We start from the raw sequence: 23,273 nt of genomic DNA, 5'->3' as shown, positions 1-23,273 counted from the left end.
CCGACGACAACCCGACCGGCGACCGGGTTCAGAGCCCGAGGTCCCGCCCGATGAGTTCCTTCATGATCTCGTTCGAGCCCGCCCAGATCCTGGTCACGCGGGCGTCCATCCACGCGCGCGCCACCCGGTACTCGGTCATGTACCCGTAGCCGCCGTACAACTGCACGCACGCGTCGATGATCTCGTTCTGCACGTCCGCGCTCCAGTACTTCGCCTTCGCCGCGTCCACCGCCGACAGCTCCCGGCCGGTGTGCGCCAGCGTGCACTGGTCCAGGAACGCCTGCGTCACGTCGACCTTCGTCACCAGCTCCGCGAGCGTGAACTTGTTGTGCTGGAACGACCCGATCGACTGGCCGAACGCCTTGCGCTCCTTGGCGTACTCGATGGTCTCCAGCAGGATCTGCCGGGCGTGCGCCAGGTTGGAGATCGCCGCGCCGAGCCGTTCCTGCGGCAGGCGCTCCATCATGTACACGAAGCCCCGGTCGACCTCGCCGATCACGTTGCCCGCCGGCAGCCGCACGTCCTGGAAGAACAGTTCGGCGGTGTCCGACTCGGGCTGGCCGACCTTGTCCAGCTTGCGCCCGCGCTCGAAGCCCGGCATCCCGGTCTCCACCGCGAACAGCGTGATGCCCTTGGACTTCTTCTCCGGGCTGGTGCGCGCGGCGACCACGATCAGGTCCGCGGAGTAGCCGTTGGTGATGAACGTCTTGGAGCCGTTGAGGATCCAGTCCGACCCGTCGCGCACCGCGGTGGACTTCAGCGCCGCCAGGTCGGACCCGCCCGACGGCTCGGTCATGGCGATGCCGGTGGTCAGCTCACCGGAGCAGAACCGGGGCAGCCACCGCTGCTTCTGCTCGGGCGTGCACAGGTCGACCAGGTAGGGCGCGACCACGTCGCCGTGGATGCCCAGGCAGCTCGCGACGCCCGCGCTGACCTTGCACAGCTCCTCGCCGAACACCGCGTTGAACCGGTAGTCGCCCGCGCCGCTGCCGCCGTGCTCCTCGGGCACCTCCAGGCCGAGCAGGCCCTGCCGCCCGGCCTCCAGCCACACCTCGCGGTCGAGGTGGCGCTGCTCGACGAACCTCTCGTAGTGCGGCCGGACCGAGCGGTCGACGAAGGCCCGCGCGGTCTCGCGGAACGCGTCGTGGTCGTCCTCGAACAGCGTGCGACGCACCGCAGCCTCCCATACTAAGCGGTTGCTTAGATCTAAGCGTGTGCTTAGCCTGCGATAGGCTCACCGACCTTGTCAAGGAGGCCCGATGACCGCCCACGAGTTCGAGCTGCTCGACCGCGCGTGGCGCGACATCACCCCACCGGCCGCCCGCCGGATGCTCATCGCCGCCGCCGCCGCGTTCGCCGGGCGCGGCTACCACGCCACCACCACGCGGGACATCGCCGCGCAGGCCGGGATGAGCCCCGCCGCGGTCTACATCCACTACCGGTCCAAGGAAGACCTGCTGTTCCAGATCTCCCGGATCGGCCACGCCACCTCGCTCGACGTCCTGACCTCCGTCACCGGCCCGGACCCGGCCGCGCGGACGGCCGCCGCGGTGGCGGCGTTCGCGTCGTGGCACGCCGAGCACCACACCACGGCGCGCGTCGTGCAGTACGAGCTGGGCGCGCTCACGCCCGAGCACCTCGCCGAGGTGGTCGTGCTGCGCCGGCGGATCGAGGCCGCCGTCCGCGACATGATCGAGGACGGCGTCGCCTCGGGCGCGTTCCACGTCCCCGACGTGCGCGGCGCGACGCTGGCCGTCCTCTCGCTGTGCATCGACGTGGCCCGCTGGTACCGGCCCGCCGGCCGCCGCACCCCGGCCGACATCGGCGCCCTCTACGCCGACCTCGTGCTGCGGATGCTCGGCTGCTGACGCGCCCGCCTGGGTGAACGCCGAAGGGCCTCCCGGCGTGACCGGGAGGCCCTTCGTGCGGAAACGCGGAACGGGCGGCGCTACCGGACTTGCCGCTTGCCCCAGAACCCGGCCACCAGGCTGACGCCGACGGCGGCGATCGCCACCTGGACGATGATCTCGATCCAGTCGATGCCGGGGGTGTCGTCGACACCGAGCGCCCTGGCCACGAACGTGCCCAGGAAAGCGGCCACGATGCCGACCACGATGGTCAGCCAGACGGGGATGGCCTGCTTGCCCGGCGCCACGAGTTTGCCGAGGAACCCGATGATGAGACCCACGATAAGAGCGCTGATCACGCCGCCGATGCCCACGATGCCTCCTGCGGGTTAGTCGCCTTCGAAGAAGTCCCCGATCTCGTCGAGGGCCTCGCCGATAATCATCCCACCGAAAACGCCGGCCGCAGCCCCGGCGACGACACCTCCTACGCCGATTCCGCCGCCGTGGTGCCCCCCGTGGTGGCCGCCGTGGTGCCCGCCGTGCATGCCCTGCACGCCGTGGCCGTGCGAAGATCGCCTTCCGGCGACCTGGTCCATCCACTGGTGCAGCACGCCGGCCCAGTCCGTGCGGATCACCTCATCGTGCGACATGGCGAAGTGCCCGAACGTGTCGCCGCCCTGCCGGAACAGGCCGCCGCGCCGGTCCGCCTCCAGCACCACGTACAGGTGGTGGGGGTCGGTGACGAAGGTCAGCTCGATCTGGCTGATCTTGCCGAGGAACTGCTGCGGCGGCAGGAACTCGATCTCCTGGTAGAACGGCAGCTGCTGCGGCACGCCGTGGATGCGGCCCTGCTCGGAGTCCGCGCGGGTGAACCGGAAGCCCAGCGCGCCGAACGCGTTGAGCACGTGCTCCTGGGAGCGGATCGGGTGCACCGCGACCGGGTCGAGGTCGCCGGGGTCGACCGCGCCCCGCACCTCCAGCTCGGTGCGCAGGCCCATCGTCATGCCGTGCAGCGGGGTGCCGTGCACGACGGTCAGCGGGGTCTCCAGCGGCACCGGGAACTGGAACGGCAGCGCGAGGTGCTGCCCGGGGCCCACCTGGATGCCCCGGCCGACGACCACCCGGGCGAACTCGACGTTGCGGTTGTACTCGTTGTCGTTGCCCTCCACCTCGACCCGGGTCACCAGCGACAGCTTGACCTCGTCGATCACGGCGGGGTGGTCGCCGCCGGCGATGCGCACCTCGCCGGTGAGCAGCTCGCCGGGCCGCACGTTGGGGTTGGCCAGCACCGTGTCCACGGACGGACCGCCGACTCCGAACGCGCGCAACATCCTCTTGAACACCACGGTGGTCCTCCTGGTGGGACTGTCCGGTTCACGTGCTGGGGTGGAATTCGTCCAAAAGACGCCTCACCCCCGGCATCGGTTCCGCGTGGCACAACGCTAAGCACATCACGATCGATGTGACTGCCATCACACACCTCTGGCCCAGCGGAAAGCCGTCGCGATCGCCCAGGGTCACCACCCGGCCGCCACGACCCACCGTGACGCGCACGCCACGTTCCGCGCCGCTTTCGCGCCACTTTCCGGGCCGCATTCCGGGCCCGCGCGCCCGGCCGGCCGACGGGGACGCGCGCTCCAACGTGAACAGTCAATCGGGTGACGTGCGGAACGTTGCCGACGTGCCGTACGTTGCGGTGCCGTGACCACTCTCCTGGGACGGTTCAAGCAGCGGCTGCGCCGGTTCGCGCAGAAGCCCGGCTCCGCCGACCTCACGCCGTACCGCAAGCTGCTCGTCGAGGTGAACGAGCAGGCGGACCGCGTGAGCGCGCTCAGCGACGCGGAGCTGACCGAGGCGGCGGCGAAGCTGCGGGAGAGGTCCGAGTTCGGGCGCCCCGAGCTGGTCGAGGTCTGCGCGCTGGGGCGCGAGGCCGCGGACCGCGCGCTCGGGCTGCGGCCGTTCGACGTGCAGATCCTCGGCGCGCTGGGCCTGCTCGAAGGCCACGTCGTGGAGATGGCCACCGGTGAGGGCAAGACGCTGTCCGGCGCGATCGCCGCCGCCGGGTTCGCGCTGCGCGGCGACCACGTGCACGTCGTCTCGGTCAACGACTACCTCGCCCAGCGCGACGCCGAGTGGATGGGCCCGCTCTACGCCCTGCTCGGCGTGTCCGTCGGCTGGGTCAGCCAGAGCAGCAAGCCCGAGGAGCGGCGCACCGCCTACGAGGCCGAGGTCACCTACTCCTCGGTGTCCGAACTCGGCTTCGACGTGCTGCGCGACCGGCTCGCCACCGACGAGGCCGACCGGATCGTGCCCGCGCCCCGGGTCGCCCTGGTCGACGAGGCCGACTCGGTGCTGGTGGACGAGGCCCGCGTGCCGCTGGTGCTGGCCGGCTCCACCGCCGGCCCCGCGGTCGACCCGGCGCTCGCCGACCTGGTCAAGCGGCTGCGCCGGGACCTGCACTTCGAGGTGGACGACGAGGAGCGCAACGTCTACCTGACCGGCGCGGGCTCCGAACTGGTCGAGCGCGCCCTGGGCGGCATCGACCTGTACTCCGACGAGCACGTGTCGACCACGCTGAGCAAGGTCAACGTGGCCCTGCACGCCCAGGTCCTGCTGCACCGCGACGTCGACTACATCGTCCGCGACGGCAAGGTCCACCTGATCAACGACACCCGCGGCCGGATCGCGAAGCTCCAGCGCTGGCCGGACGGCCTCCAGGCGGCGGTCGAGGCCAAGGAGGCGGTGGCCACCACCGACTCCGGCGAGGTGCTCGACTCGATCACCGTGCAGGCGCTGCTCAGCCGCTACCCCACGGTGTGCGGCATGACCGGCACCGCGGTCGCCGTGGCCGAGCAGCTGCGCGACTTCTACCAGCTCGAAGTGCTGGTCATCCCGGCGAACGTGGAGTGCGTGCGGGAGGACGAAGCCCCCCGGCTCTACACGACGCTGGAACTCAAGGAAGCCGCGATCGTCGCGGAGATCAAGACCGTCCACGAGACCGGCCGGCCGATCCTGGTCGGCACGCTGGACGTGGCCGAGTCCGAGCGGCTGTCCCGCAAGCTGGCCGAGGCGGGCCTGAGCTGCGTGGTGCTCAACGCGAAGAACGACGCCGAGGAGGCGACGATCATCGCCGACGCGGGCTCGTTCGAGCGGGTCACCGTGTCCACCCAGATGGCCGGTCGCGGCACCGACATCCGGCTGGGCGGCCACGACTCGACCGACCGCGAGCGGATCGCCGAACTCGGCGGCCTCTACGTCATCGGCACCGGTCGGCACACGTCGTCCCGGCTGGACGACCAGCTGCGCGGTCGCGCGGGCCGCCAGGGCGACCCGGGCGGCTCGGTCTTCTTCTCCTCGTTGCAGGACGACCTGGTCGCGCAGTACGTGCCCGACCACGAGGAGCCCGCCGAGGTCGAGGACGACGGCCGCGTGGTCGACGCGGGCACGCTGCACAACGTCGAGCACGGGCAGCGGGTCGCCGAGGGCGTGCACCTGGAGATCCACCGCAACACCTGGCGCTACAACAAGCTGATCGAGCACCAGCGGACGCTGATGCTCGCGTACCGCGACGAGCTGCTGACCACCGACAAGGCGTGGGAGGAACTCGCCGGGCGCAAGCCCGAGCGCGCCGAGGAGCTGGCCGAGCTGGACCGCGAGGTGCTGGTGCAGGCGGCCCGGCTGATCGCGCTGCACCACCTCGACCAGCGGTGGAGCGACCACCTGACGTTCCTCACCGACCTGCGCGAGGGCATCCACCTGCGGGCGCTGGCCCGGCAGAACCCGCTCGACGAGTTCCACCGCGAGGCGATCCCGGCCTACCACAAGATCGTGCCGGACGCGTGGGACGAGGCGGAGGAGACCTTCGCCAAGGTGGAGATCGACGCGGAGGGCGCGCACCTGGCCGAAGCCGGCGTGCAGCGGCCGAACACCACGTGGACCTACCTGGTCAACGACAACCCGTTCTCCTCCGGCCTGGAGGAGACGTTCAAGGGCTTGGTGAAGCTGGTCCGCCGCCGCTGAGCGCGCGTTCGCCGCGCCCTCGGCCCCACCGCTCCCGGATCCGCGCCCGGCGACGTTGCCGGGCACGGATCCGGACGGGCGCTCCCGTCCGGACGCCGTCCCCTCCGGTCAGAGGACGATCGCGCCGAGCGGCGCGGCCTCCACGGAATCGGCTTGGCGGGGCAGGGTGGCGGGTCTGGCGAGTCTGGCCGCCACCGCCTGCTCGGTGAGCGCGCGGATCTCCGCGAGGATGTCCAGGTGTTCCTGCGACGGGGGTGGACCCACCAGGTTCGAGTGGTTGAACGCGGTGCGTTCGGCGCGGCGGGCCAGGTTCTGGATGCGCCGGATCAGGTCCGATTCCCGGTCGGTGGGCGTAGAGCGCCGTTGCTCAGTCACCCCGGAAGCGTTCACCTCACGCCGGGTGAAGGTAAATCACCTGGTAGTGCGAACTTCGCTGGGTCATCTCAGCTACCCAAGCCCACTCGGTCGAAACGCCACCATCGTGCGACTAAAGGCCCCGGTGGTGCGTCCCGGTGCCAAGCCCCGCACCCGTTCACGCCCCGCACGCAAGGCGCTGTACTGCCACATCGCCGAGGCGCGCCACCGGGATCGACCGGTTGGCCGTGCCCCGTACCGGTGACGGCGCGGGTTCCCCCCGTCCATGACGCGCTGTCGGCCGGGTACCTCGCCCGGGGGTAGCCCGTCACGGTGTCGACCGCGCCGGGGGTCGAGTCCGTTCCCTGCCGGTCTGTCCCTGTCCTGCCAGTTCACGCCGTTCGCCGGGCTCGCCGGGAGATCGTCGGTGCCGCGCCGGATGGTGACGACCGGCCACGCACCCGGCTTCACCCGAGGACCTTCAGCAGCCGCAGGGCGAGCTGGACCTCCAGCACCCGTTCCGGCGACTGCCAGTCGTCGCCGAGCAGGCTCGCCACCCGGTCCAGCCGCTGCACCACCGTGTTCACGTGGACGTGCAGCTCGTCCTTGGCGCGGCTGAGGTTCGCCCCGCACGCGAAGTACGCGGTGACCGTGCGCACCAGCTCGGTCCCGCGACTCGCGTCGTAGTCCAGCAACGGCCCCAGCGTCGCCCGCACGTACCCGCCGACGTCCGCCCGGTCGCCCAGCAACACCCCGACGAAACCCAACTCCCCCAACGTCCCCCCGGCACCCCGCCGGTCCAGCACCAACAACGCCCGCAGGCACCGGACGGCTTCGGCGTGCGCGCCGGCCACCTCCGCCGGGCCCGCCGCCGGGCCGCCCGCGCCCACCGTCACCGGCACCCCCACCGCCTGGCCCAGCACCCGGGCCGCGTCCCGCGCCGCCCCGGACAGGTCCTCGCCCGGCAGCACCAGCACGACGTGCTCCCCGTGCACGCCGGCCAGCCCGCGACACCCGGACGCGTGGTGCGCGGCGGCCGCCGCCAACCGGTCCCGGGGACCGTCCGCGACCAGCACCACGTGCCGCGCGCCCAACTCCACGCCCACCCGCCGGGCCCGCGCGCTCAACGCCGCCGGATCCACGACCGGGCCGAGCAGGTCGGTGATCAGCTCGCCGCGCACCTTGTTCTCCGCTTCGGCGACCGTGCGCCGCAACAGCAGCAACAGCGCGGTGACGACGGCCGCGCGCTCGAACAGCCGGCGGTCGGCGTCGACCAGGTCCGGGCGGTCGTGCAGGGTGATGCTGCCCAGCGGTTCCCGGCCCGCGAGCACCGCGCACACCCACGTCCCGTCCTGCGGCACGGCCCGCCCGCCCGCGCGGGAGGCGTTGACCGCGGCGCGCGGCGCGGGCGTCGGGTCCGCGCCGATGCGGGCGAGTTCGCCGCCGTCGCGGTCGTGCACCACGATCCCGCCGTCGAGCACCCTCGCCACCGCCGCCGCGACCTCCGGCACGTCCGCGCCGCGCAGGACCAGGTCGGTGAGCCGGTCGTGGGCGTCCTCGGCGCGCCGCATGGCCTCGTTGTGCGAGCGGATGGTCTCCCCCGCCGCGCGGGTCTCCTCCAGCAGGTGCGCGGTGTCCAGGGCGATCGCGGCGTGGTCGGCCAGCGACGACAGCAGCGCCACCTCGTCCGGCGGGAACTGGCGCGGCGACCGGTTCGCCGCGTACAGCACGCCGATCACCCGGCGGTCCAGCTTCAGCGGCACGCCCAGGATGGCGACCAGGCCCTCCTCGCCGACCGCCGTGTCGATCGCCGAGGTGTGGTGGAACCGGTCGTCGGCGGCGTAGTCGGCGGTCACGTACGGCTGCGCGGTCTGCGCGACCAGTCCGCCCAGCCCCTCGCCCAGGCCGAGCCGCAACCGCTGGAACCGCACCGAGATCGAGCCGTCGGTGACCCGCATGTAGGTGCCGCGCTCGTCGGGCTGGTTCATGCTCAGGTACGCGATGTCGGCCCCGAGCAGCATCCGCGCGCGGCGCACGATCGAGCGCAGCACGCCGTCCGGGTCGCGCACGCCCGCCAGGTCGCCCGCCGTGTCGAACAGGGCCTCCAGCTCGGCTTCCCGGCGGCGGTGCGCGGTGAGCGTGCGGCGGATCTTCAACGCCTGCGCGGTGGCGCGGCCCACGCGGTCGAGCGCGCCGTCCCGCACGCCCGCCGCGCGCGCCGCGGGGAGCACCCGCGCCAGCCGTTCGCTGCTCGCGTCGTCCGCCAGCAGGTCCAACAGCTCCAGCAGGTGCTCCACCGCGTCCGCCTCGGTCATGCGGTCATGCTGACACCGTCGCGTGGTCGGCGTCGGTCCGGCTCAGCGACGTGCCCTTGGTCTCCTTGGACGCGACCACCGCGATCACGGTCAGCACGCACATCCCCAGCACGTACAACACGATCGGGAACGAACCGCCGAAGTCGCGCAGCAGGGCGGTGGCGATGATCGGGGCCGGCGCGCCCGCCGCGATCGACGCGAGCTGGTAGCCGATCGACGCGCCCGAGTAGCGGACCTTCGTACCGAACAGCTCGGAGAAGAACGCGGCCTGCGGACCGTACATCGCGCCGTGCAGCACCAGCCCGACCGTCACCGCGAGGGTGACCGGCAGGAACGACTTCACGTCCAGCAACCAGAAGAACGGGAACATCCACACGCCGACGCCGACCGCGCCGACCAGGTACGTGACGCGGCGGCCGATCCGGTCGGAAAGCGCGCCCCACAACGGGATCGCGACCAGGTGCGCCACCGAGCCGATGAGCACCGCGTTGAGGCCGGTGGAACGCGGCAGGCCGAGCGCGGTGGTGACGTAGACCAGGATGAACGCGGTGATCACGTAGTAGGAGACGTTCTCCGCCATGCGCGCGCCCATCGCGATCAGCACCTCGCGCCAGTGGTCGCGCAGCACGGTCACCACCGGCGGCCGCTGCTTCACCGCGAGCTTGTCCGCTTTCGCCTGCGCCTCAAGGAAGATCGGCGATTCGCCGACGCTCAACCGGATCCACAGCCCGATCAGCACCAGCACCCCGGACAGCAGGAACGGCACCCGCCAGCCCCACGACAGGAACGCCTCGTCGCTCTGCACCGCCGCCAGCACCGCCAGCACCGCGGTGGCCAGCAGGTTGCCCATCGGCGCGCCCGCCTGCGGCCAGGACGCCCAGAACCCGCGCCGCTCGGCGCTGCCGTGCTCGGACACGATCAGCACCGCGCCGCCCCACTCGCCGCCGAGCGCGAAACCCTGCACCAGCCGCAGGAACGTCAGCAGCAGCGGCGCGCCGAAGCCGATCGCGGCGTAGGTGGGCAGCAGGCCCATCGCGAACGTCGCGCCGCCCATCAGGAACAGGCTGACCACGAGGAGTTTCTTGCGCCCCAGCTTGTCCCCGAAGTGGCCGAACACCAGTCCGCCCAGCGGCCGGGCGAGGAACCCGATGGCGTAGGTGAGGAACGCCAGCAGCGTGCCGGTCAGCTCGTCCTCGTTGGGGAAGAACAACTTGTTGAACACCAGGGCGGCGGCGGAGCCGTAGAGGAAGAAGTCGTACTTTTCTCTCCGGAGGTTTCCGACCTGGCCGAATGTGGTGGAATACCGGTTCTGACCTGCCGGTTTGTTCTCGTTGCGTCCGGTTGGGTCTGGACGGTTCTGGACGTCTGACGGCCTGGTGACGGCCTGGAAGATGATCACAGCGGCCCCTTGTTTCCACTGTGGATGGTGGAGCGGGGGGCCGATGGTCGTGGTCGCGGGGGCACGGAACGTGGGGGCCTGACGGCTGGGGGTCGGGGGGAGGAAGGCGGGTGCCAGGTGCGGGCGGGGCGCGGGGATGCGGAGAACGACGGTACCGGGGGCCTGGTCGGGGGCGGCGGCGGCGGGGCTGGTGCGGTTGCTGCGGCCGGTGTGGGCCACAGCCAGCTCTTCCAGCTCGTAGCGGCCCCAGAGTGCGCCCTGACCGGCGGTGGTCCTGGTCCTGGTGGTGGTCCGCATGGTGGTTCTCCCTTGAGTCGACATCGGGGCTTGGTGCCTCGGTGGCCGGTCGCCCCCGTTCCCTTGGTCCCGGCTGCCGTTAGCACCGGGTCGTCGGTGTCAAGGGTGCCCGTAGGGCATCGCGCAGCGACGCGAAGCGCCCTTGATGCCGGCGGCCCGGTGTTAAAGGATCTGACCCCCAGGGGGACGGGCCACCGATGAGACGGGAGCCTGCGTCGTGGCCGGCACCGGGATCCACCTCGTGTGGAGGTCGTGGTGCCGACCGGTGTTGCCGTGCGGGTGAGTCGGCGGGAGCGACGCAGGCCGGCCGGGCTGGGAGTACGCCCATGGCCTGTGGTTTCGGGGTCGAATCCGTAGGAAGGTGGTGGGCTCGTCGTGCGCCTGGCGCTCGTCGGGGATGGGTAGTGTTGCGGCGTGGTCGCGGGTTTTCCGATACCGGAGTGGACCGAATGAGAACGGGGTTGTTGTGGCGTAGACCCGCAGTTCGGGAAGGGTCTTCCCCGCGCACGCGGGGGTGGTCCCTGCACCACCGCGGCGCTTGCCCGCGCGGCGAGGTCTTCCCCGCGCACGCGGGGGTGGTCCGTAGTGCGGGCCGACTTCTTGCCCGCTGTCGCCGTCTTCCCCGCGCACGCGGGGGTGGTCCGTTTTCTCCCGCCCCACCGACCGGACCGCCGACGTCTTCCCCGCGCACGCGGGGGTGGTCCGTCCTTGCCGCACTGGGTCTCGTAGTAGGACTCGTCTTCCCCGCGCACGCGGGGGTGGTCCGCGGGTCGACGAGCAGCGGACGAGGCTCGCGTCGTCTTCCCCGCGCACGCGGGGGTGGTCCACGGCGGCGGGACGCGAGCAAGGAGCTGGGCGAGTCTTCCCCGCGCACGCGGGGGTGGTCCGCGGGGCCGGGCGATCCGGCGGCTGGTCCAGCAGTCTTCCCCGCGCACGCGGGGGTGTTCCAGCCGGGATGGTGGCCAGCTCGTCGTGGGCCTGGTGCTCGTTGCCGATCCGGCTTTCGGAGCTGGTGCCGTCGTGGTTGGCCGGTGCCGGCGGCTCGCTGAACCGGCCACCGGCACCGACTCCGCGCCCGGCCGCCGGGCGGAGCGAAGCGGGAGCCCGGCGTGCCGGTGTGCGGGGAGTCGGTGCAACGGTGGGCGGTGTCAGCGGGAGGTGCCGCACAGCGAGCCGCCGGCGGCGGCTCGCCTTGATCCCATAAAGCTGAATTCGGCAATGCACGCCGTGGTCTCGGGCGTGACGGTCAGCGTGGCGGCAAGGATGCCCGGAACGCCGCGAGTTCGTCCTGGAGCGGCCTGGCGGCGGAGTCCCCCGGCAGGAGTTCGCGAACCCGTTCGCTGAGTTCGTCCGCGAGCATCGCCAGATGGGTGACCGACCGGCGGTCGGCGCTGAACGCCTCACGCGCCCAACTCGCCGATGCTTCGACGTCCCCGGATTCCAGGGCACCTACCGCCAGGGTCAACCGGGCCTCGCTGGCACGCATCGGGCTGCGTTCGGTGCCGTCCGGTTTGCGGGACAGTCTCAAAACCTCGCGCGCGTGTTCCGCCGCTCGCTGGTGGTCTCCAACCAGGCGGTAGCAGTCCATCGCGTAGAAATCCCACTTGGTCGGGTCGATCACGAAGTGGTTTTCCGGCCGCAACGGGTGTTGGTGCTGCCCCAGCAGGCGGAAGCCCTCGTCAAGGATCTTCTCCACCTCGTCCCGATTACCCATGCGCGCCTGCGCCTTCGCGGCCTGGGCTGCGAGCTGGACCACAACCGATGAATTCGGCGCTGCGCGACTCCCTGCCTCGGTGTACTCGGCCACTGAGCGCAGGCGGTCCTGAGTCAGGGCAAACCAGGCACTCATCTCAAACGACCAGGCGACGATCTCGCCGTGACCCGCTTCGCGGCCTAGTTGGTACGCGGCCGTGCGTGCGCTCTCGGCGTGGCGGGGCAATCCAAGGTCGTAGTCGAGGCAACCAATGAGCAACGTGAGCCAACCGGCGTTGACCATCAGCTCTCGGTGTTCGCGGAGCGTGGTCGGGCCGTTCAGAAGCTGGCCGACGTATTCGAGTTGTTGTTGCGCGTCCCGACGTAGGTCGTCGGCATTTCTCCACGCGTACTCGCAGCACAGTTCTTCGGTCATCACCGAGAGTTGGTCTATCGTCTCGTGGCCGACGTCCGAACGGTGAATCTGGCGCATCATGTCACTGATCGCCCATGGGGCCTGGATGTCCTGGGCCGGGCTGCCGCTGCCACCGTTCGCGCTGCTCACCAGGTGAGCTTTGATCAGCACACCGCTGGCCTGCAAGAGTCGGTCCAGGCGCGCCACCGTTGCTTCATCGGGCAGAAACCTGCCGCCCTCGGAACGGCTGACTTGGCTTTGGCTCCACTGTGCCGCCTTCGCAAGCTCGGCCTGACTGAGCCGCGCGGCAACGCGTAGGCGGCGCAGTGCCTCCCCGAACGGCTCCACAGCTCACCCCTCGCTCATGCGTATGCGCATGTCATGCGCGCATCGTGCATATCGTTTCCTCAACCCACCCTAGCGCCGATAGTTCACATGGCGGGTCGTCTGGCCTGCCGTCGCTATCGGTGGGAGGTGGGTCAGGGATGGACGTGGTCGTTCGCCCCCGGTTCGGGGACTCGGCGAAGGTGACAGCCGATGAGGCCGGCCGGCCGAAGTTGGTCTTGGACGTCGGTAGCGGCTCGCTGGTGGTCGAGCTTGACGGAGAACCGGGCAGCGTCGAACTCGCCGCGCACTTCGCGGACGGGTTGGCTGACGCCGCGTTGACGTTCGCCTCACGCTGCCGGGACCTCATGGGGAGCAGCGCCACGACAGCGGGTTGAGAGCCCGGACGGAGGAAGGCAGGACCAGGACACGAGAGGGCGGGGGAAGTCGTGGGCAAGGACGTTGTGACCGGCGCGGCACGGCCGACCGATGAACAGTGGCGTGACGTGGTCATCGGTGTTCACCGCCTCACCCGACGTATCGAAGAGCTGTCTACTCGGCTGGACCTGGTCGAGCGCCGGTTGCCTGGTCCAGGCGTTGTTCAACAGAGGTCATCCGATCGGACAGGCGATCAACGGCCTGTTCGAGCTGGTGAAGCATCGTGACCACCTCGGCTCCCGAGATCGTTACATCGTCGGGCGAGGGGGCGCGGAGGACGAAAACCCCCTTGCCTTGTCGGGCGACAACCAAGCCTTCCAGCGCGAGTACCTTGATCGCCTCTCGAACCGTCATCACGGCGATGGCGTGCGTCTCGGCGAGTTCGCCCATCGTCGGGAGCTGGTCCCCTGGCCCGTACTTGCCGGCTGCGATAGCTCGGCGCAGCTCGTCTGCGAGCTGCTGGTACGCCGGTCGGCCGTCAGGGGCGTCTGTCTCCATGGCAGGCAACTGTAACGACAGATCTAGGTGACCTGTAGATCACCTGATCGGAGTACTTCAATCGGTGTAATCATACGGATCATACAGCTAATCTGTATGACATGCTCCGCGAAGACGGGGCGATCCCACTACCCAAGAGGTGCCGAAGATGGCTATTCCTGCTGGTCACAGGTTTTCGATCACGTTCGATGAGTTGTTCCCGCAGGGGTTCTACGTGCTGAGCGTGGAGCGGGCGAAGGACTGGAACGACGGGAAGTCGCGGGACGCGGTGGACAAGTTGTCGGGTCGTCCGGTGTGGACGGTGCAGGGGACGGACCCGTCGGCGAAGGGGAAGAACACGGGTCAGATGGTGAAGATCGCGGCGGATGTGCAGCCGGTGCCGCCGGAGACGATGGCGGGCACGCCGTTCCGGCCTGCGGTGTTCATCGGGTTGAAGGTGACGCCGTACGTGAAGGAGGGCTGGGTCACGTACACGATCTGGGCTGACGAGATGGTCTCGAAGGAGCAGGCGGCCAGGCGTGCCGGTGGTCGTGGCGGCTCCAAGCCGGACACGTCCGCGGGTCCCGGTTCGGCTGCGGCGTAGGCGGCTGTGATGTCGATGGTCAAGGCGGTGTTCGTGCCGGGGCCGGGTGCCGGCGTTTCGATCGTGCGGTGGCCGCGCTCGGAGTTCCACGCGTTGCGGTTGGAACTGGATGGGACGCGGTTGGTGTTCGCGCCGGCGGACGGTGAGGGAGGGCCGGAGGTGTTGGCGGCGTTCCTGATGGAGGTGGCACGGAACGCGGAGATGCTGGCGGCGGTGCTGGCTCCTTCTGCGGGGCGGCACCGGTGGAACGGGCCGTCTGGTTGGTCGGGACCGGGCATCGAGGTGGAGACGGGCGAGAGCCTTGGGGAGTCGGGCGCAGGAAGGTTGCCGGGATGAGCGCGGGGCGGGTGACGTTGGCTGATGTCGAGCGGCGGGTATTGGTGCCGGCAGGCGGCGGTCGGCGTGTGACGTTGGCGGCGCGTCGGGCCGGGTGCGGGTTGACCCAGGAGACCTTGGCTGTACGGGTGGGGGTGAACACGCGGGCGGTGGCGGCTTGGGAAGCGGGTGGCAACGTCCCTCGCCCGTTCTACAGGGTCCGTTTGGCTGCCGCGTTGAACGTCGACCAGGCAGGCTTGGCGCGGTTGTTGGCCGGCCTTCCGTTGGAGGACAGGACAAAGCACGGCGTACCGGCCGAGACTGCGGCCGTGTCGGTGGCGGGCCTGGGCAAGGAATTGCTCGGGTTGGGAGTGTTGCTGGTGGTCAGCGCGGTGCGGCGGTTGACCGGCGGTCGGTCATGAGCGGGGCTGTGGGGCCGGAGCGGACCGGGTACGAGGGTCCGTGGGCTGCGACGGAGATGGTGGAGACGTTGGCCCAGGCGCATGTGGCGTTGTTGCGGGTGACGCCTGTGATGTCCGCACCGGTGGAGCTGTGGCGGGAGTTCTGGGAGCGTTCGGCGGCGGTGTTCGATCGGGTCGCGGAGTCGGACCCGCACCCTGAGCAGCGACTTCAGGCGCGTACGTTCGCGTCGCTGAACCGGTATCAGGCCAAGCACTCGGTGCCGTTGTCGCGGGCGGAGTCGTTGGTGGCCGGTCGGCCGCTGGTGCGGGCCGAGGACGTGTGGGGGGCGCGGTTGGCCCCCGAGGTCGAGCGGAACCGGCTCGAAGTCCGGTATTCGGTGGGGATGCTGCACGCGGCGGTGAAGCTGATCACGGGTTCGTCGCCGAACCGCTGGTGGACGGTGGAGGACGTGGCGCAGTCGGCCGGTGTTGCCAGGGAGAGCGTGCGGCTGGTCATGCGGGATCTGTTGGCGGCGGGGCATGTGGAGATCGAGTCTCCGGAGCAGTTGGAGCCTGGTGTGCTGCGGCGGTACCGGTTGACGGTGGCCGGTGCGGCAGCTTGGGAGGGGGTGCGGTTGGACACGGCGATCAGGCGCTACAGGAGGCGGCGTCCCCTGGAGTAGCCGGTCCTGTGTGGACACACGCGGTCGTGGTAGTGGGCCGTCGTGGTGGTGACGCGCGCGCCGATTCGGGCGTGGGCGACAACTGGAGAGCGTGAAAAGTGCCGGTGGGTGTGGTCGCCGGGAACAGTCCAGAGTCTTGGCGGGCCTTGAGCTGTTCCCGGTGACACACCGACTGGCATTCCGTGCACTGTGTTGCGACACAAGGGATTCCAGTCATGTCAAGCGTATCTGTTCACGGGGGTGGCGCGTCAAGTCGGCGCGATGCCCCGTTGGTGTGGTCGTGCTCTCCGGCCGGCGTGGTCGGGGGTGGTGCGTGATGAGTCGTTGGGTGGATCCGGCTCCGTTCGAGGGTGCTCGGCCTCGGGTGCCGTGGTGGATGTTGGTGCCCGGCCGGCTCAAGTGGTTGGCGGCGCTGCTGGCCGTGGTGTGGCTGCTGGTGGTCGGCGTCGCGCGCCTGGTGCTCGTCGTGGTCCGGTATCCGGTGGCGGTGTTGGTGCCGTTGTCGGCGGCCTGGTGCTGGTTGCGGTTCGGGCTCTCGCCGCTGGTGTTGTCGGTACTGGCGGTGACAGCGGCCCTGGTGATCTGGTCGGGGCTCGACCGGGAGTCGTTCCTGCGGCACACGTGGTTGCGGCTGGTGACGGAGTGGCGGCGGGCGTCGGTGTACGTGCCGAAGTGGCGGACCACCATGCGCCTGGCGGAGCTGGCGAAGGACAGTCGCGGGCGGGAGTACCGGCCGGTGTTGCGGCGGGTGCGGTCGGATGGGTGGAGGGACCGGGTTCGGGTGCGGATGGTGCCTGCCCAGTCGCCGGAAGCGTGGGAGCTGCGCCGTGACGGCCTCGCCCACTCGTTCGGGGCGAAGTCGTGTCGGGTGCGGGTGTTGAAGCCGCGTCTGCTGGAGCTGGACTTCGTGCACCGTGACCCGCTGGTCCGTGCGGTGCCGGTGCCGGCGTTGTCCCGTGACACGGAGGTGGATCTCAAGCGGGTGGTCGTCGGGCGGACGGAGTCGGGTCGGCCGTGGCGGCTGCGGTTGCTCGGCTCCCAGGTGCTCGTGGTGGGTGTGCCCGGTGCGGGTAAGGGGTCGGTGTTGTGGTCGTTGGTGTGGCAGCTCGCGCCGGCGGTCCGGGCCGGGCTCGTGCGCCTGGTGGGCATCGACCCCAAGGGCGGGATGGAGCTGGGGCAGTGCCCGGACGCGTTCGACCGGGTCGTCTACGACAACGGCCCGGACGCGGTGGCGCTCTTGGAGGAGATCGCCGCTGAAGTCAAGGAACGGGCGGCGCGGTACCGGGGCGTACGGCGGCTGTGGGCGCGCTCCAGCGGCGAGCCGTTCACCGTACTCGTCGTTGATGAGTTGGCGGACCTGATCGCCTACCAGCCGGATAAGGGGCTGCGGGAGCGGGCGGCTCGGGCTGTCCAGACCATCACCTCACAGGGGCGTGCACCGGGCTATGCGGTCGTGGGCCTGGTCCAGGACCCGCGCAAGGAAGTCGTCTCGTTCCGTCATCTGTTCACCACCCGCGTGGCGCTGCGGCTGGACGAACCGGGCCAGGTGGACATGGTGCTCGGGGACGGTGTCCGTCAACGAGGTGCGGCGGCGCACGAGATCGGGGAGAACACGCCCGGTGTCGCCTGGGTGAAGCAGGACGGGCAGCGGGAACCGGAGCGCGCTCGGGCCTTCCACGTCACCGACGCCGATTTGGTCGAGCTGGGCCTGTTCCTGACGGCGAAGGACGCGACGGTGCACACGTTCCCGAACCGTCCCCGACCCGACAACAACACTGGGGGTGTTGCGGCATGAGCGAGTCCACACAGGACACAACGAAGGAAATCGTTGTTAGCGCTGCGGTTCCGGTGGTTCCGGCCATGGCGCTGGACGTGGCGGGGATGACGTCGGCCGAACGGGCTCGGATGCCGTTGACGTTGGACGTGGTCAAGGCTGCGGCCGAACAGCACGGCGTGTGCACCCGACCCGTGCTGCGGGAAGTGGTCGACCTGGACACCGGGGAAGTCCGGATCGTCGGTATCCGGTGCAACGCCACCCAGTCCACGAAGTGCCCGGCGTGCGCGGATCGCAACCGCCGCTCCCGCATGGCCCAATGCCGGGAGGGCTGGCACCTGGACACCGAACCGGTCGCGGAACGACACACCCCGACCGTGGACCAGGTGGCGTTGGTGACCCACCGCTCGGACCTGACCGCCGGCTACCGCCAAGCCGTCGCCACGGGCGAACTGGGCGACGCGGACGACTACCGGGAGGGGATCCGGGAGACTGACGCGGACATCCGGCGGGAGGGAATCCGCGGGAACCTCCCGGCTGTGGAACGACCGGCCCGGACCACCCCGGCCCGGTCCACCCGGCGGCGGCAGGACTCACCGAACCTGCCTCGCCGCAAGGTCGACAAGCGGACCGTGGGGCGGGAGTTCGCGGGGAAGTACCGGCCGTCGACGTTCGTCACGCTCACCCTGGACACCTACGGCAAGGTCCGCCCGGACGGCGCGCCGGTCGACCCGGACACGTACGACTACCGGCGGGCCGCTCGGGACGCGGTCCACTTCGCGAGCCTGATCGACCGGTGGTGGCAGAACCTCCGCCGCGTCGTCGGCTTCGACGCGCAGTACTTCGGCACGGTCGAACCACAACGCCGGATCACCCCACACGCCCACTTCGCCGTACGCGGCTCGATCCCCCACAAAGTCGTCCGCCAGGTGACCGCCGCGACCTACCTACAGGTGTGGTGGCCTGCTCACGACACTCCCCTCTACGGCGGCGGCCGGCTGCCGGTGTGGGACATGCGAACCAAGGGCTTCATAGACCCCGACACCGGGGCACCGCTGACCCCGTGGGCGGACGCCGTGGCCGGCCTGGACGCCCCGTCCCACGTCGCCGAGTTCGGGGCACAGGTGCACTCCAAGGGCATCCTCGGCGGCACCCAGGAAGCCGGACGCCACGTCGGCTACCTCACCAAGTACCTGACCAAATCCATCACCGAAGTGGTCGACACCGACGCATCCGCTCGGCTGGTCGACCACGCGGACCGCCTGACGGCGGAACTGGCCGTGACGCCGTGCTCGGAACGGTGCGCGGTCTGGCTGCTCTACGGCATCCAACCCAAGGGGTGCAGCTCCCGCACCACTCCGGGGCACTGCAAGGGCAAGGCACACCGCCGCGACACCCTCGGACTTCCTGGCCGGCGGGTCCTGGTCTCACGCCGCTGGTCCGGCAAGACCTTGGCGGAGCACAAGAGCGACCGGGCCGCGTTCGTCCGCGAAGCCCTCGAAGCAGCCGGGATCTCCAAGCCCGACCCCGGACAGACCCGCTTGCAGTGGGCACCGGTCCGCGCCGGCGACCCTCACGTCCCTTCACGGACCGAACTGCTCTTGCACATGATCGCCCAACGGCTCAAGTGGCGCGCCGAGTACGACCAGGCGCAGAACGTCCTCGCACTCCTGCGGGCACCGATCCCCGATGTTTCAGCAACTTCGACCGTAGCGGCCTGACCGGCGGAAACGAGGGGGGAAAGCCTCATGACCGAACGACCCCGCTACATCACCGTGGAAGTCCTCTGGACGCCGGAAGACCTCTCCGTCTTCCTCGGCATCCCCGAGAAGACCCTCACGGACTGGCGCTACCGCGACAAGGGACCCGCGTTCAAGCGCCTCGGCAAACACGTCCGCTACCGACCCCAGGACGTCACGGCCTGGCTCGACGCACTACCCGACGCTGCCTGACCCGCCCACCATCACGGCCGCACAGCGTCGTGCGGCCTTTCAGCAACGCACAGAGAGGACACACGGCATGGCCGGACACGTCGAAGACCGCTGGTACCGCGACAAGATCGACCCTGAGACAGGGAACCCCGTGCTCACCACCAAGGGCAAACCCGTCCGGGAAAGAAGCGACCTGTACGGCACAGGACTGCGCTACCGCGTCCGCTACTACAACGACGAGAAGAAGGAGCGCAGCAAGAGCTTCCCGGACAGGGACCTCAAGAAGGCGCAGGACTTCCTGACCAAGATGCAGCATGACGTGTTGGCCGGCGTGTTCGTGGACCCCGACGCCGGGGACATGCTGTTCAAGGCGTTCACCGAGAACTGGCGCAAAGGCCAGTCCCAGGACGCCGCGACCCGGCAGACGGTGGACCGCCGGTTGAACTCGCAGATCTACCCGTTCCTGGGCTCCAAGCCGCTCAAGGTCGTGGAACGGCCCGACACCATCCGCGACTGGCTCCACTGGATGCGCTCCGAACGGCCCGACCGCCGCAAGACCGGCGCGGCCTACCACGCGCAGATGTTCGACCTCGTCTCCGCCGTCCTCCAGGCCGCCAAGGAAGAACGACGCATCCGCACCAACCCCTGCCGCCTCAAGAGCATCAAGAAACCCAAACCCGAACAGCGCAAGGTGGTCCCCTGGCCGGAAACCACCGTGCACGCGCTGCACTCCGCGCTGCCGGAGCGATACAGGATCGTGGTCCCACTCGGCTCCGGCGCGGCCCTGCGACAAATGGAGATCCTCGCCGTCAGCGCCGACGACATCGACCGTGACGGCCTGGAACTCAACGTCGTGCGACAGATCCGGTGGATCGGCAACACCCCGGTGTTCGCCCCTCCGAAACACGGCAAGACCCGCGTCGTCCCCCTGTCCGAAGGAGTCCTGGAGCAGATCGACCGGTACCGCCGCGACCACGAACCCCGGCCGCTCACCCTGCCCTGGCGCGACCCCGGCGGCAAACCCGTCACCGTGAACCTGCTCATCGACTACCGCCACGACATGACCCGCCTGGGCCGGCCGCACACCCGAACCCGGCCCTGGCGCGGCGGCAACTTCGACGCCTCGATCTGGACACCCGCGTTCGCCGAAGCCGGACTGGTCTACGGCGGACGCACCGACGGGATGCACGCCATGCGCCACTTCTGCGCCTCGCACTGGCTCGCCCACGGCGTGTCGATCAAGGAGGTCGCCGAGTACCTCGGACACCGCGACCCCGGATACACCCTCCGCATCTACACCCACCTGGTCCGGTCCAGCCACGCACGCGCACGGGCTGCGATCGACGGAGTGTTCACCCCCGAAGAGTCCACAAAGGACGAACAGAAGTCCACAATGGACACCAACCCGGATGGGGCCGGCGACGACACCGACCACGACACCGAGGACTGACCCCGTGCCCACCTCACCCCACACGGCCTGGACACGGCCTGACAAGATCCACATCGGAGAAGACGCAGGTCAGAGCGCCCTGGATGGAGTCGTCGTACCACTCGATGGTCGTGCCGACGAGGCTTCCTATGACGACCTTGGCGAATCCGGGTTTGGGCGCAGCGGCAGTGCTCATGGCGGGTCACCACTTCATCAGGGGGAGGGGTTCCTACGGGTGCTCGTGGGCCTACTGGGCGGTCCAGCCGCCGTCGATCGTGAAGCTCGCGCCGGTGACGTGGCGGGCCGTGTCGCCGCACAGCCAGCGGACCAGGTCGGCGACCTCGTGCGGCTCGACCAGCTCCTTGACCGCGTGGCGGGTCAGCAGGACGTCGGAGAGCACGCGGTGCGGGTCGACGCCGTGCGCCCTGGCCTGGTCCGCGATCTGGTCCTCGACCAGCGGGGTGCGCACGTAGCCGGGGCTCACGCAGTTGCTGGTGACGCCGTGCTCCGCGCCTTCCAGCGCGAGCACCTTGCTCAGCCCTTCCAGGCCGTGCTTGGCCGCCACGTAGGCGGATTTGAACGCGCTGGCGCGCCGGCCGTGGACGCTGGAGACGTGCACCAGCCGTCCCCGGCCCCGCCGGTGCATGTGCGGCAGCACGTGGCGGGCGAGCAGGAACGGCGCGGTAACCATGACCCGTTGCAGGAGCGCGAACTTCTCCGGCGGGAACTCGTGCACCGGGGCCACGTGCTGGAGGCCGGCGTTGTTGACCAGGATGTCGACGGCGGTCGGGAGGGTGCGGGTCGGGTCGTCGTCGGCGAGGTCGACCACGTGCGCGGTGCCGCCGAGTTCGGCCGCGACGGCGGTGACCGCCTCGTCCCGGTCGACCAGGTGGACCTCCGCGCCGGAGGCGGCCAGCGCGGCGGCGCACGCCCGCCCGATCCCGCTGCCCGCGCCGGTGACCAGGGCGGTGCGGCCGGCGAGGTCCGCGCCGTGCCCGACCTGGCCTGGGTTGTGACCCGGGACACTGTTCATGGGCAGCAACGCTAGGTCCGCCGCGCCCCCGCGCCCATGTCGGCACCGCACACAACCTGCGGGTATCGGGTGTGTTTAGCCAACAGTTAGCGACACGGACCCCGATTTGGCGGATACCAGGTGAAGTGGACACCGGGCCGCGAGTAGGCTGCTTTGGTCCGATCGGGGGATGAACCAGACTGTGGGGGTTACCAAGTGTCACTCACGCCGATCTACGACGACCTGCTGCGCGAGTTCGAGGGCATCATCGAGGCCAGCGCGGACGTCGAGGCAGACGCCACCCCGGCCGACGCCGCACCAGCCGACGCGGAGGGCTGAGCGGGGTTGGCCAGGGGGTCGAGTACGCGAACGGCGCTGTTTCCGGGGGGGGCGGGAACAGCGCCGACGTCGTTCGCACGGCCGACCGGCCGGACCCGACGGGTCGGACCGGCCGGACCGGCTGACTAGCCCGGTTGCTGCAACAGGTCGGCCGGCACCGGCTCGTCCTTCTCCAGCGCGCCGAACAGGCGCAGCGCGTTCTCCCGGTCCCACTGCACGACCGAGCCCGCGCCCGGCACGGTCGGCGTGCCGCCCACCGGCACCGTCACGTTGTCCACGCCGCCGCCCATGCCGAACGCCATGCCGGCCAGGTGGTGCAGGTGGTCGCCCTCGTTGACCGAGATCGAGTCGGTCGCCGAGAACAGCAGCGGGAACGCCTTGAACGGGTTGATCAGGGTGCCGACGCTGGTCGCCTTGTCCGACAACGCCGAGAGGAACTCGCGCTGGTTCTGCACCCGCTGGAGGTCGGCGGTGGCGAACGCGCGGGTCCGCACGAAGCCCAGCGCCTGCGCGCCGTTGAGCTCCTGGCAGCCGGGCTGGAGGTCCAGGCCCGCCAGCGGGTCGTTCATCGGCTCCTTGATGCACAGGTCGACGCCGCCCACGGCGTCCACGATGCCCGCGAACCCGCCGAAGCCGATTTCCATGTAGTGGTCGATGTGCAGGCCGGTCGCGCCCTCGACGGTCTGCGCCAGCAGCGGCGCGCCGCCGAACGCGAACGCCGCGTTGATCTTGTTCTTGCCGTTGCCCGGGATGTCCACATAGGAGTCCCGGGGGACGCTGACCAACGTGGACTTCCCGGAACCCGAGGGGATGTGCAGGATCATGATGGTGTCCGTGCGGCGGCCGCCCGCGTCCCCCGTGGACAGATCGGCCTTCTGCTCCTCGGTCAGGTCGTCGCGCGCGTCGGACCCGACCAGCAGCCAGTTGGTGCCGGGCGTGTCGGCGGGCCTGCCCTCGTAGTCCGGCAGCGCGTCGACGCGGCGCAGCGACGAGTCGACGTAGACCCACATGCCGACCGCGAAGGCCAACAGCAATACCAGGAGCACCAGGATGATGCGCCCGATGCGCGGTTTGCGGCGCTTCGGCGCGGGCCGATAGCCCCTCTGCTGGTAGCCCTGGTGGTAGCCGGCGCTCATGTCAGCGACCCCGATCCCGTATGTCGGCAACTGCTCGCACCTATAGACGCGGCGTGAGGCAAGAGGTTGCC

At 70.2% G+C, this 23,273-nt stretch carries 22 protein-coding genes and 1 CRISPR repeat array; of the genes, 12 read left to right on the top strand and 10 right to left on the bottom strand.

The window, feature by feature from the left end; translation table 11 throughout:
• Window positions 1-28 precede the first annotated feature (28 nt).
• Entirely contained in the window at window positions 29-1,174 is a 1,146-nt protein-coding gene (locus tag AC0HI0_RS45665) for an acyl-CoA dehydrogenase family protein (protein WP_480929689.1), read from the bottom strand.
• Between the two features lie 85 nt (window positions 1,175-1,259).
• Here AC0HI0_RS45665 and AC0HI0_RS45660 point away from each other — a divergent pair, with 85 nt between their 5' ends.
• Window positions 1,260-1,868 carry a TetR/AcrR family transcriptional regulator gene (locus AC0HI0_RS45660; RefSeq protein ID WP_480929688.1) on the top strand — a complete coding sequence of 203 codons (609 nt, stop codon included), beginning with the start codon at window positions 1,260-1,262 and terminating at the stop codon, window positions 1,866-1,868.
• A gap of 80 nt (window positions 1,869-1,948) precedes the next feature.
• Here the strand turns inward: AC0HI0_RS45660 and AC0HI0_RS45655 are convergent, their stop codons facing one another.
• Together AC0HI0_RS45655 and AC0HI0_RS45650 are read right to left on the bottom strand one after the other, a co-directional pair.
• On the bottom strand, window positions 1,949-2,221 hold the full coding sequence (locus AC0HI0_RS45655; protein ID WP_480929687.1) for a GlsB/YeaQ/YmgE family stress response membrane protein: 273 nt from the start codon (window positions 2,219-2,221) through the stop codon (window positions 1,949-1,951).
• A 15-nt stretch (window positions 2,222-2,236) separates the two neighbouring features.
• Window positions 2,237-3,190 (bottom strand): sporulation protein, encoded by a 954-nt coding sequence (locus tag AC0HI0_RS45650; protein ID WP_480934538.1) that lies wholly within the window; start codon window positions 3,188-3,190, stop codon window positions 2,237-2,239.
• A 358-nt stretch (window positions 3,191-3,548) separates the two neighbouring features.
• Here AC0HI0_RS45650 and secA2 point away from each other — a divergent pair, with 358 nt between their 5' ends.
• The gene (gene secA2 / locus AC0HI0_RS45645) at window positions 3,549-5,867 is read left to right on the top strand and encodes an accessory Sec system translocase SecA2 (RefSeq protein ID WP_480929686.1); all 2,319 of its coding nucleotides are present in this window, start codon (window positions 3,549-3,551) and stop codon (window positions 5,865-5,867) included.
• 108 nt (window positions 5,868-5,975) lie between these two features.
• On the opposite strand, the gene AC0HI0_RS45640 is transcribed toward secA2, so the two are convergent.
• From AC0HI0_RS45640 to AC0HI0_RS45625, 4 genes are all read right to left on the bottom strand, one after another.
• Window positions 5,976-6,242, bottom strand: coding sequence for a hypothetical protein (locus AC0HI0_RS45640; protein ID WP_480929685.1), 267 nt, complete (start codon window positions 6,240-6,242; stop codon window positions 5,976-5,978).
• A gap of 446 nt (window positions 6,243-6,688) precedes the next feature.
• Complete coding sequence (locus AC0HI0_RS45635) at window positions 6,689-8,536, bottom strand: helix-turn-helix domain-containing protein (RefSeq protein WP_480929684.1); 1,848 nt, start codon at window positions 8,534-8,536, stop codon at window positions 6,689-6,691.
• Between the two features lie 4 nt (window positions 8,537-8,540).
• A complete protein-coding gene (locus AC0HI0_RS45630) occupies window positions 8,541-9,929 on the bottom strand; it encodes an MFS transporter (RefSeq protein ID WP_480934537.1) in 1,389 nt (462 codons plus the stop codon).
• 796 nt (window positions 9,930-10,725) lie between these two features.
• Window positions 10,726-11,180: a CRISPR direct-repeat array (repeat unit 28 nt; unit sequence GTCTTCCCCGCGCACGCGGGGGTGGTCC).
• Window positions 11,181-11,478: 298 nt separating this feature from the next.
• Window positions 11,479-12,687 carry a helix-turn-helix domain-containing protein gene (locus tag AC0HI0_RS45625; RefSeq protein WP_480929683.1) on the bottom strand — a complete coding sequence of 403 codons (1,209 nt, stop codon included), beginning with the start codon at window positions 12,685-12,687 and terminating at the stop codon, window positions 11,479-11,481.
• A gap of 137 nt (window positions 12,688-12,824) precedes the next feature.
• On the opposite strand from AC0HI0_RS45625, the gene AC0HI0_RS45620 reads away from it, so the two are divergent.
• Window positions 12,825-13,061 (top strand): hypothetical protein, encoded by a 237-nt coding sequence (locus AC0HI0_RS45620; protein WP_480929682.1) that lies wholly within the window; start codon window positions 12,825-12,827, stop codon window positions 13,059-13,061.
• Between the two features lie 154 nt (window positions 13,062-13,215).
• Here the strand turns inward: AC0HI0_RS45620 and AC0HI0_RS45615 are convergent, their stop codons facing one another.
• On the bottom strand, window positions 13,216-13,599 hold the full coding sequence (locus AC0HI0_RS45615) for a GntR family transcriptional regulator (protein ID WP_480929681.1): 384 nt from the start codon (window positions 13,597-13,599) through the stop codon (window positions 13,216-13,218).
• 193 nt (window positions 13,600-13,792) lie between these two features.
• Between AC0HI0_RS45615 and AC0HI0_RS45610 the strand changes: the two genes are divergently transcribed.
• The 8 genes from AC0HI0_RS45610 to AC0HI0_RS45575 all read left to right on the top strand — a co-directional run bounded on the left by AC0HI0_RS45610 (window position 13,793) and on the right by AC0HI0_RS45575 (window position 20,736).
• Window positions 13,793-14,182 (top strand): hypothetical protein, encoded by a 390-nt coding sequence (locus AC0HI0_RS45610; protein ID WP_480929680.1) that lies wholly within the window; start codon window positions 13,793-13,795, stop codon window positions 14,180-14,182.
• A 15-nt stretch (window positions 14,183-14,197) separates the two neighbouring features.
• Window positions 14,198-14,518, top strand: coding sequence for a hypothetical protein (locus AC0HI0_RS45605; RefSeq protein ID WP_480929679.1), 321 nt, complete (start codon window positions 14,198-14,200; stop codon window positions 14,516-14,518).
• A complete protein-coding gene (locus AC0HI0_RS45600) occupies window positions 14,515-14,919 on the top strand; it encodes a helix-turn-helix transcriptional regulator (protein WP_480929678.1) in 405 nt (134 codons plus the stop codon). Before AC0HI0_RS45605 ends, AC0HI0_RS45600 begins: the two co-directional genes overlap by 4 nt.
• Window positions 14,916-15,581 carry an AMED_5909 family protein gene (locus AC0HI0_RS45595; RefSeq protein ID WP_480929677.1) on the top strand — a complete coding sequence of 222 codons (666 nt, stop codon included), beginning with the start codon at window positions 14,916-14,918 and terminating at the stop codon, window positions 15,579-15,581. Before AC0HI0_RS45600 ends, AC0HI0_RS45595 begins: the two co-directional genes overlap by 4 nt.
• 316 nt (window positions 15,582-15,897) lie before the next feature.
• The gene (locus tag AC0HI0_RS45590; protein WP_480929676.1) at window positions 15,898-17,376 is read left to right on the top strand and encodes an FtsK/SpoIIIE domain-containing protein; all 1,479 of its coding nucleotides are present in this window, start codon (window positions 15,898-15,900) and stop codon (window positions 17,374-17,376) included.
• 65 nt (window positions 17,377-17,441) lie between these two features.
• The gene (locus AC0HI0_RS45585; protein WP_480929675.1) at window positions 17,442-19,076 is read left to right on the top strand and encodes a replication initiator; all 1,635 of its coding nucleotides are present in this window, start codon (window positions 17,442-17,444) and stop codon (window positions 19,074-19,076) included.
• A 27-nt stretch (window positions 19,077-19,103) separates the two neighbouring features.
• Entirely contained in the window at window positions 19,104-19,307 is a 204-nt protein-coding gene (locus AC0HI0_RS45580; RefSeq protein WP_480929674.1) for a helix-turn-helix domain-containing protein, read from the top strand.
• Window positions 19,308-19,374: 67 nt separating this feature from the next.
• Window positions 19,375-20,736, top strand: a complete 1,362-nt coding sequence (locus AC0HI0_RS45575) for a tyrosine-type recombinase/integrase (RefSeq protein ID WP_480929673.1) — start codon at window positions 19,375-19,377, stop codon at window positions 20,734-20,736.
• Window positions 20,737-20,962: 226 nt separating this feature from the next.
• Here AC0HI0_RS45575 and AC0HI0_RS45570 read toward each other — a convergent pair whose 3' ends face one another.
• Window positions 20,963-21,748, bottom strand: coding sequence for a 3-hydroxybutyrate dehydrogenase (locus tag AC0HI0_RS45570; protein ID WP_480929672.1), 786 nt, complete (start codon window positions 21,746-21,748; stop codon window positions 20,963-20,965).
• A 195-nt stretch (window positions 21,749-21,943) separates the two neighbouring features.
• Here AC0HI0_RS45570 and AC0HI0_RS45565 point away from each other — a divergent pair, with 195 nt between their 5' ends.
• Window positions 21,944-22,066 (top strand): hypothetical protein, encoded by a 123-nt coding sequence (locus AC0HI0_RS45565; protein WP_480929671.1) that lies wholly within the window; start codon window positions 21,944-21,946, stop codon window positions 22,064-22,066.
• Between the two features lie 125 nt (window positions 22,067-22,191).
• Here the strand turns inward: AC0HI0_RS45565 and AC0HI0_RS45560 are convergent, their stop codons facing one another.
• Window positions 22,192-23,202 (bottom strand): LCP family protein, encoded by a 1,011-nt coding sequence (locus AC0HI0_RS45560; RefSeq protein ID WP_480929670.1) that lies wholly within the window; start codon window positions 23,200-23,202, stop codon window positions 22,192-22,194.
• Window positions 23,203-23,273 lie beyond the last annotated feature (71 nt).

The organism is Saccharothrix sp. NBAS 001, assembly GCF_056640475.1.
This window is presented reverse-complemented; position numbering and strand designations above follow the sequence as displayed.

Excerpts from the sequence above, each read along its gene's own strand:
- AC0HI0_RS45660 (WP_480929688.1), top strand. The coding sequence starts at position 1,260 with ATGACCGCCCACGAGTTCGAGCTGCTCGACCGCGCGTGGCGCGACATC.
- AC0HI0_RS45635 (WP_480929684.1), bottom strand. The coding sequence starts at position 8,536 with ATGACCGAGGCGGACGCGGTGGAGCACCTGCTGGAGCTGTTGGACCTG.
- AC0HI0_RS45620 (WP_480929682.1), top strand. The coding sequence starts at position 12,825 with ATGGACGTGGTCGTTCGCCCCCGGTTCGGGGACTCGGCGAAGGTGACA.
- AC0HI0_RS45615 (WP_480929681.1), bottom strand. The coding sequence starts at position 13,599 with ATGGAGACAGACGCCCCTGACGGCCGACCGGCGTACCAGCAGCTCGCA.
- AC0HI0_RS45605 (WP_480929679.1), top strand. The coding sequence starts at position 14,198 with ATGGTCAAGGCGGTGTTCGTGCCGGGGCCGGGTGCCGGCGTTTCGATC.
- AC0HI0_RS45600 (WP_480929678.1), top strand. The coding sequence starts at position 14,515 with ATGAGCGCGGGGCGGGTGACGTTGGCTGATGTCGAGCGGCGGGTATTG.
- AC0HI0_RS45595 (WP_480929677.1), top strand. The coding sequence starts at position 14,916 with ATGAGCGGGGCTGTGGGGCCGGAGCGGACCGGGTACGAGGGTCCGTGG.
- AC0HI0_RS45590 (WP_480929676.1), top strand. The coding sequence starts at position 15,898 with ATGAGTCGTTGGGTGGATCCGGCTCCGTTCGAGGGTGCTCGGCCTCGG.
- AC0HI0_RS45585 (WP_480929675.1), top strand. The coding sequence starts at position 17,442 with ATGGCGCTGGACGTGGCGGGGATGACGTCGGCCGAACGGGCTCGGATG.
- AC0HI0_RS45580 (WP_480929674.1), top strand. The coding sequence starts at position 19,104 with ATGACCGAACGACCCCGCTACATCACCGTGGAAGTCCTCTGGACGCCG.
- AC0HI0_RS45575 (WP_480929673.1), top strand. The coding sequence starts at position 19,375 with ATGGCCGGACACGTCGAAGACCGCTGGTACCGCGACAAGATCGACCCT.
- AC0HI0_RS45570 (WP_480929672.1), bottom strand. The coding sequence starts at position 21,748 with ATGAACAGTGTCCCGGGTCACAACCCAGGCCAGGTCGGGCACGGCGCG.
- AC0HI0_RS45560 (WP_480929670.1), bottom strand. The coding sequence starts at position 23,202 with ATGAGCGCCGGCTACCACCAGGGCTACCAGCAGAGGGGCTATCGGCCC.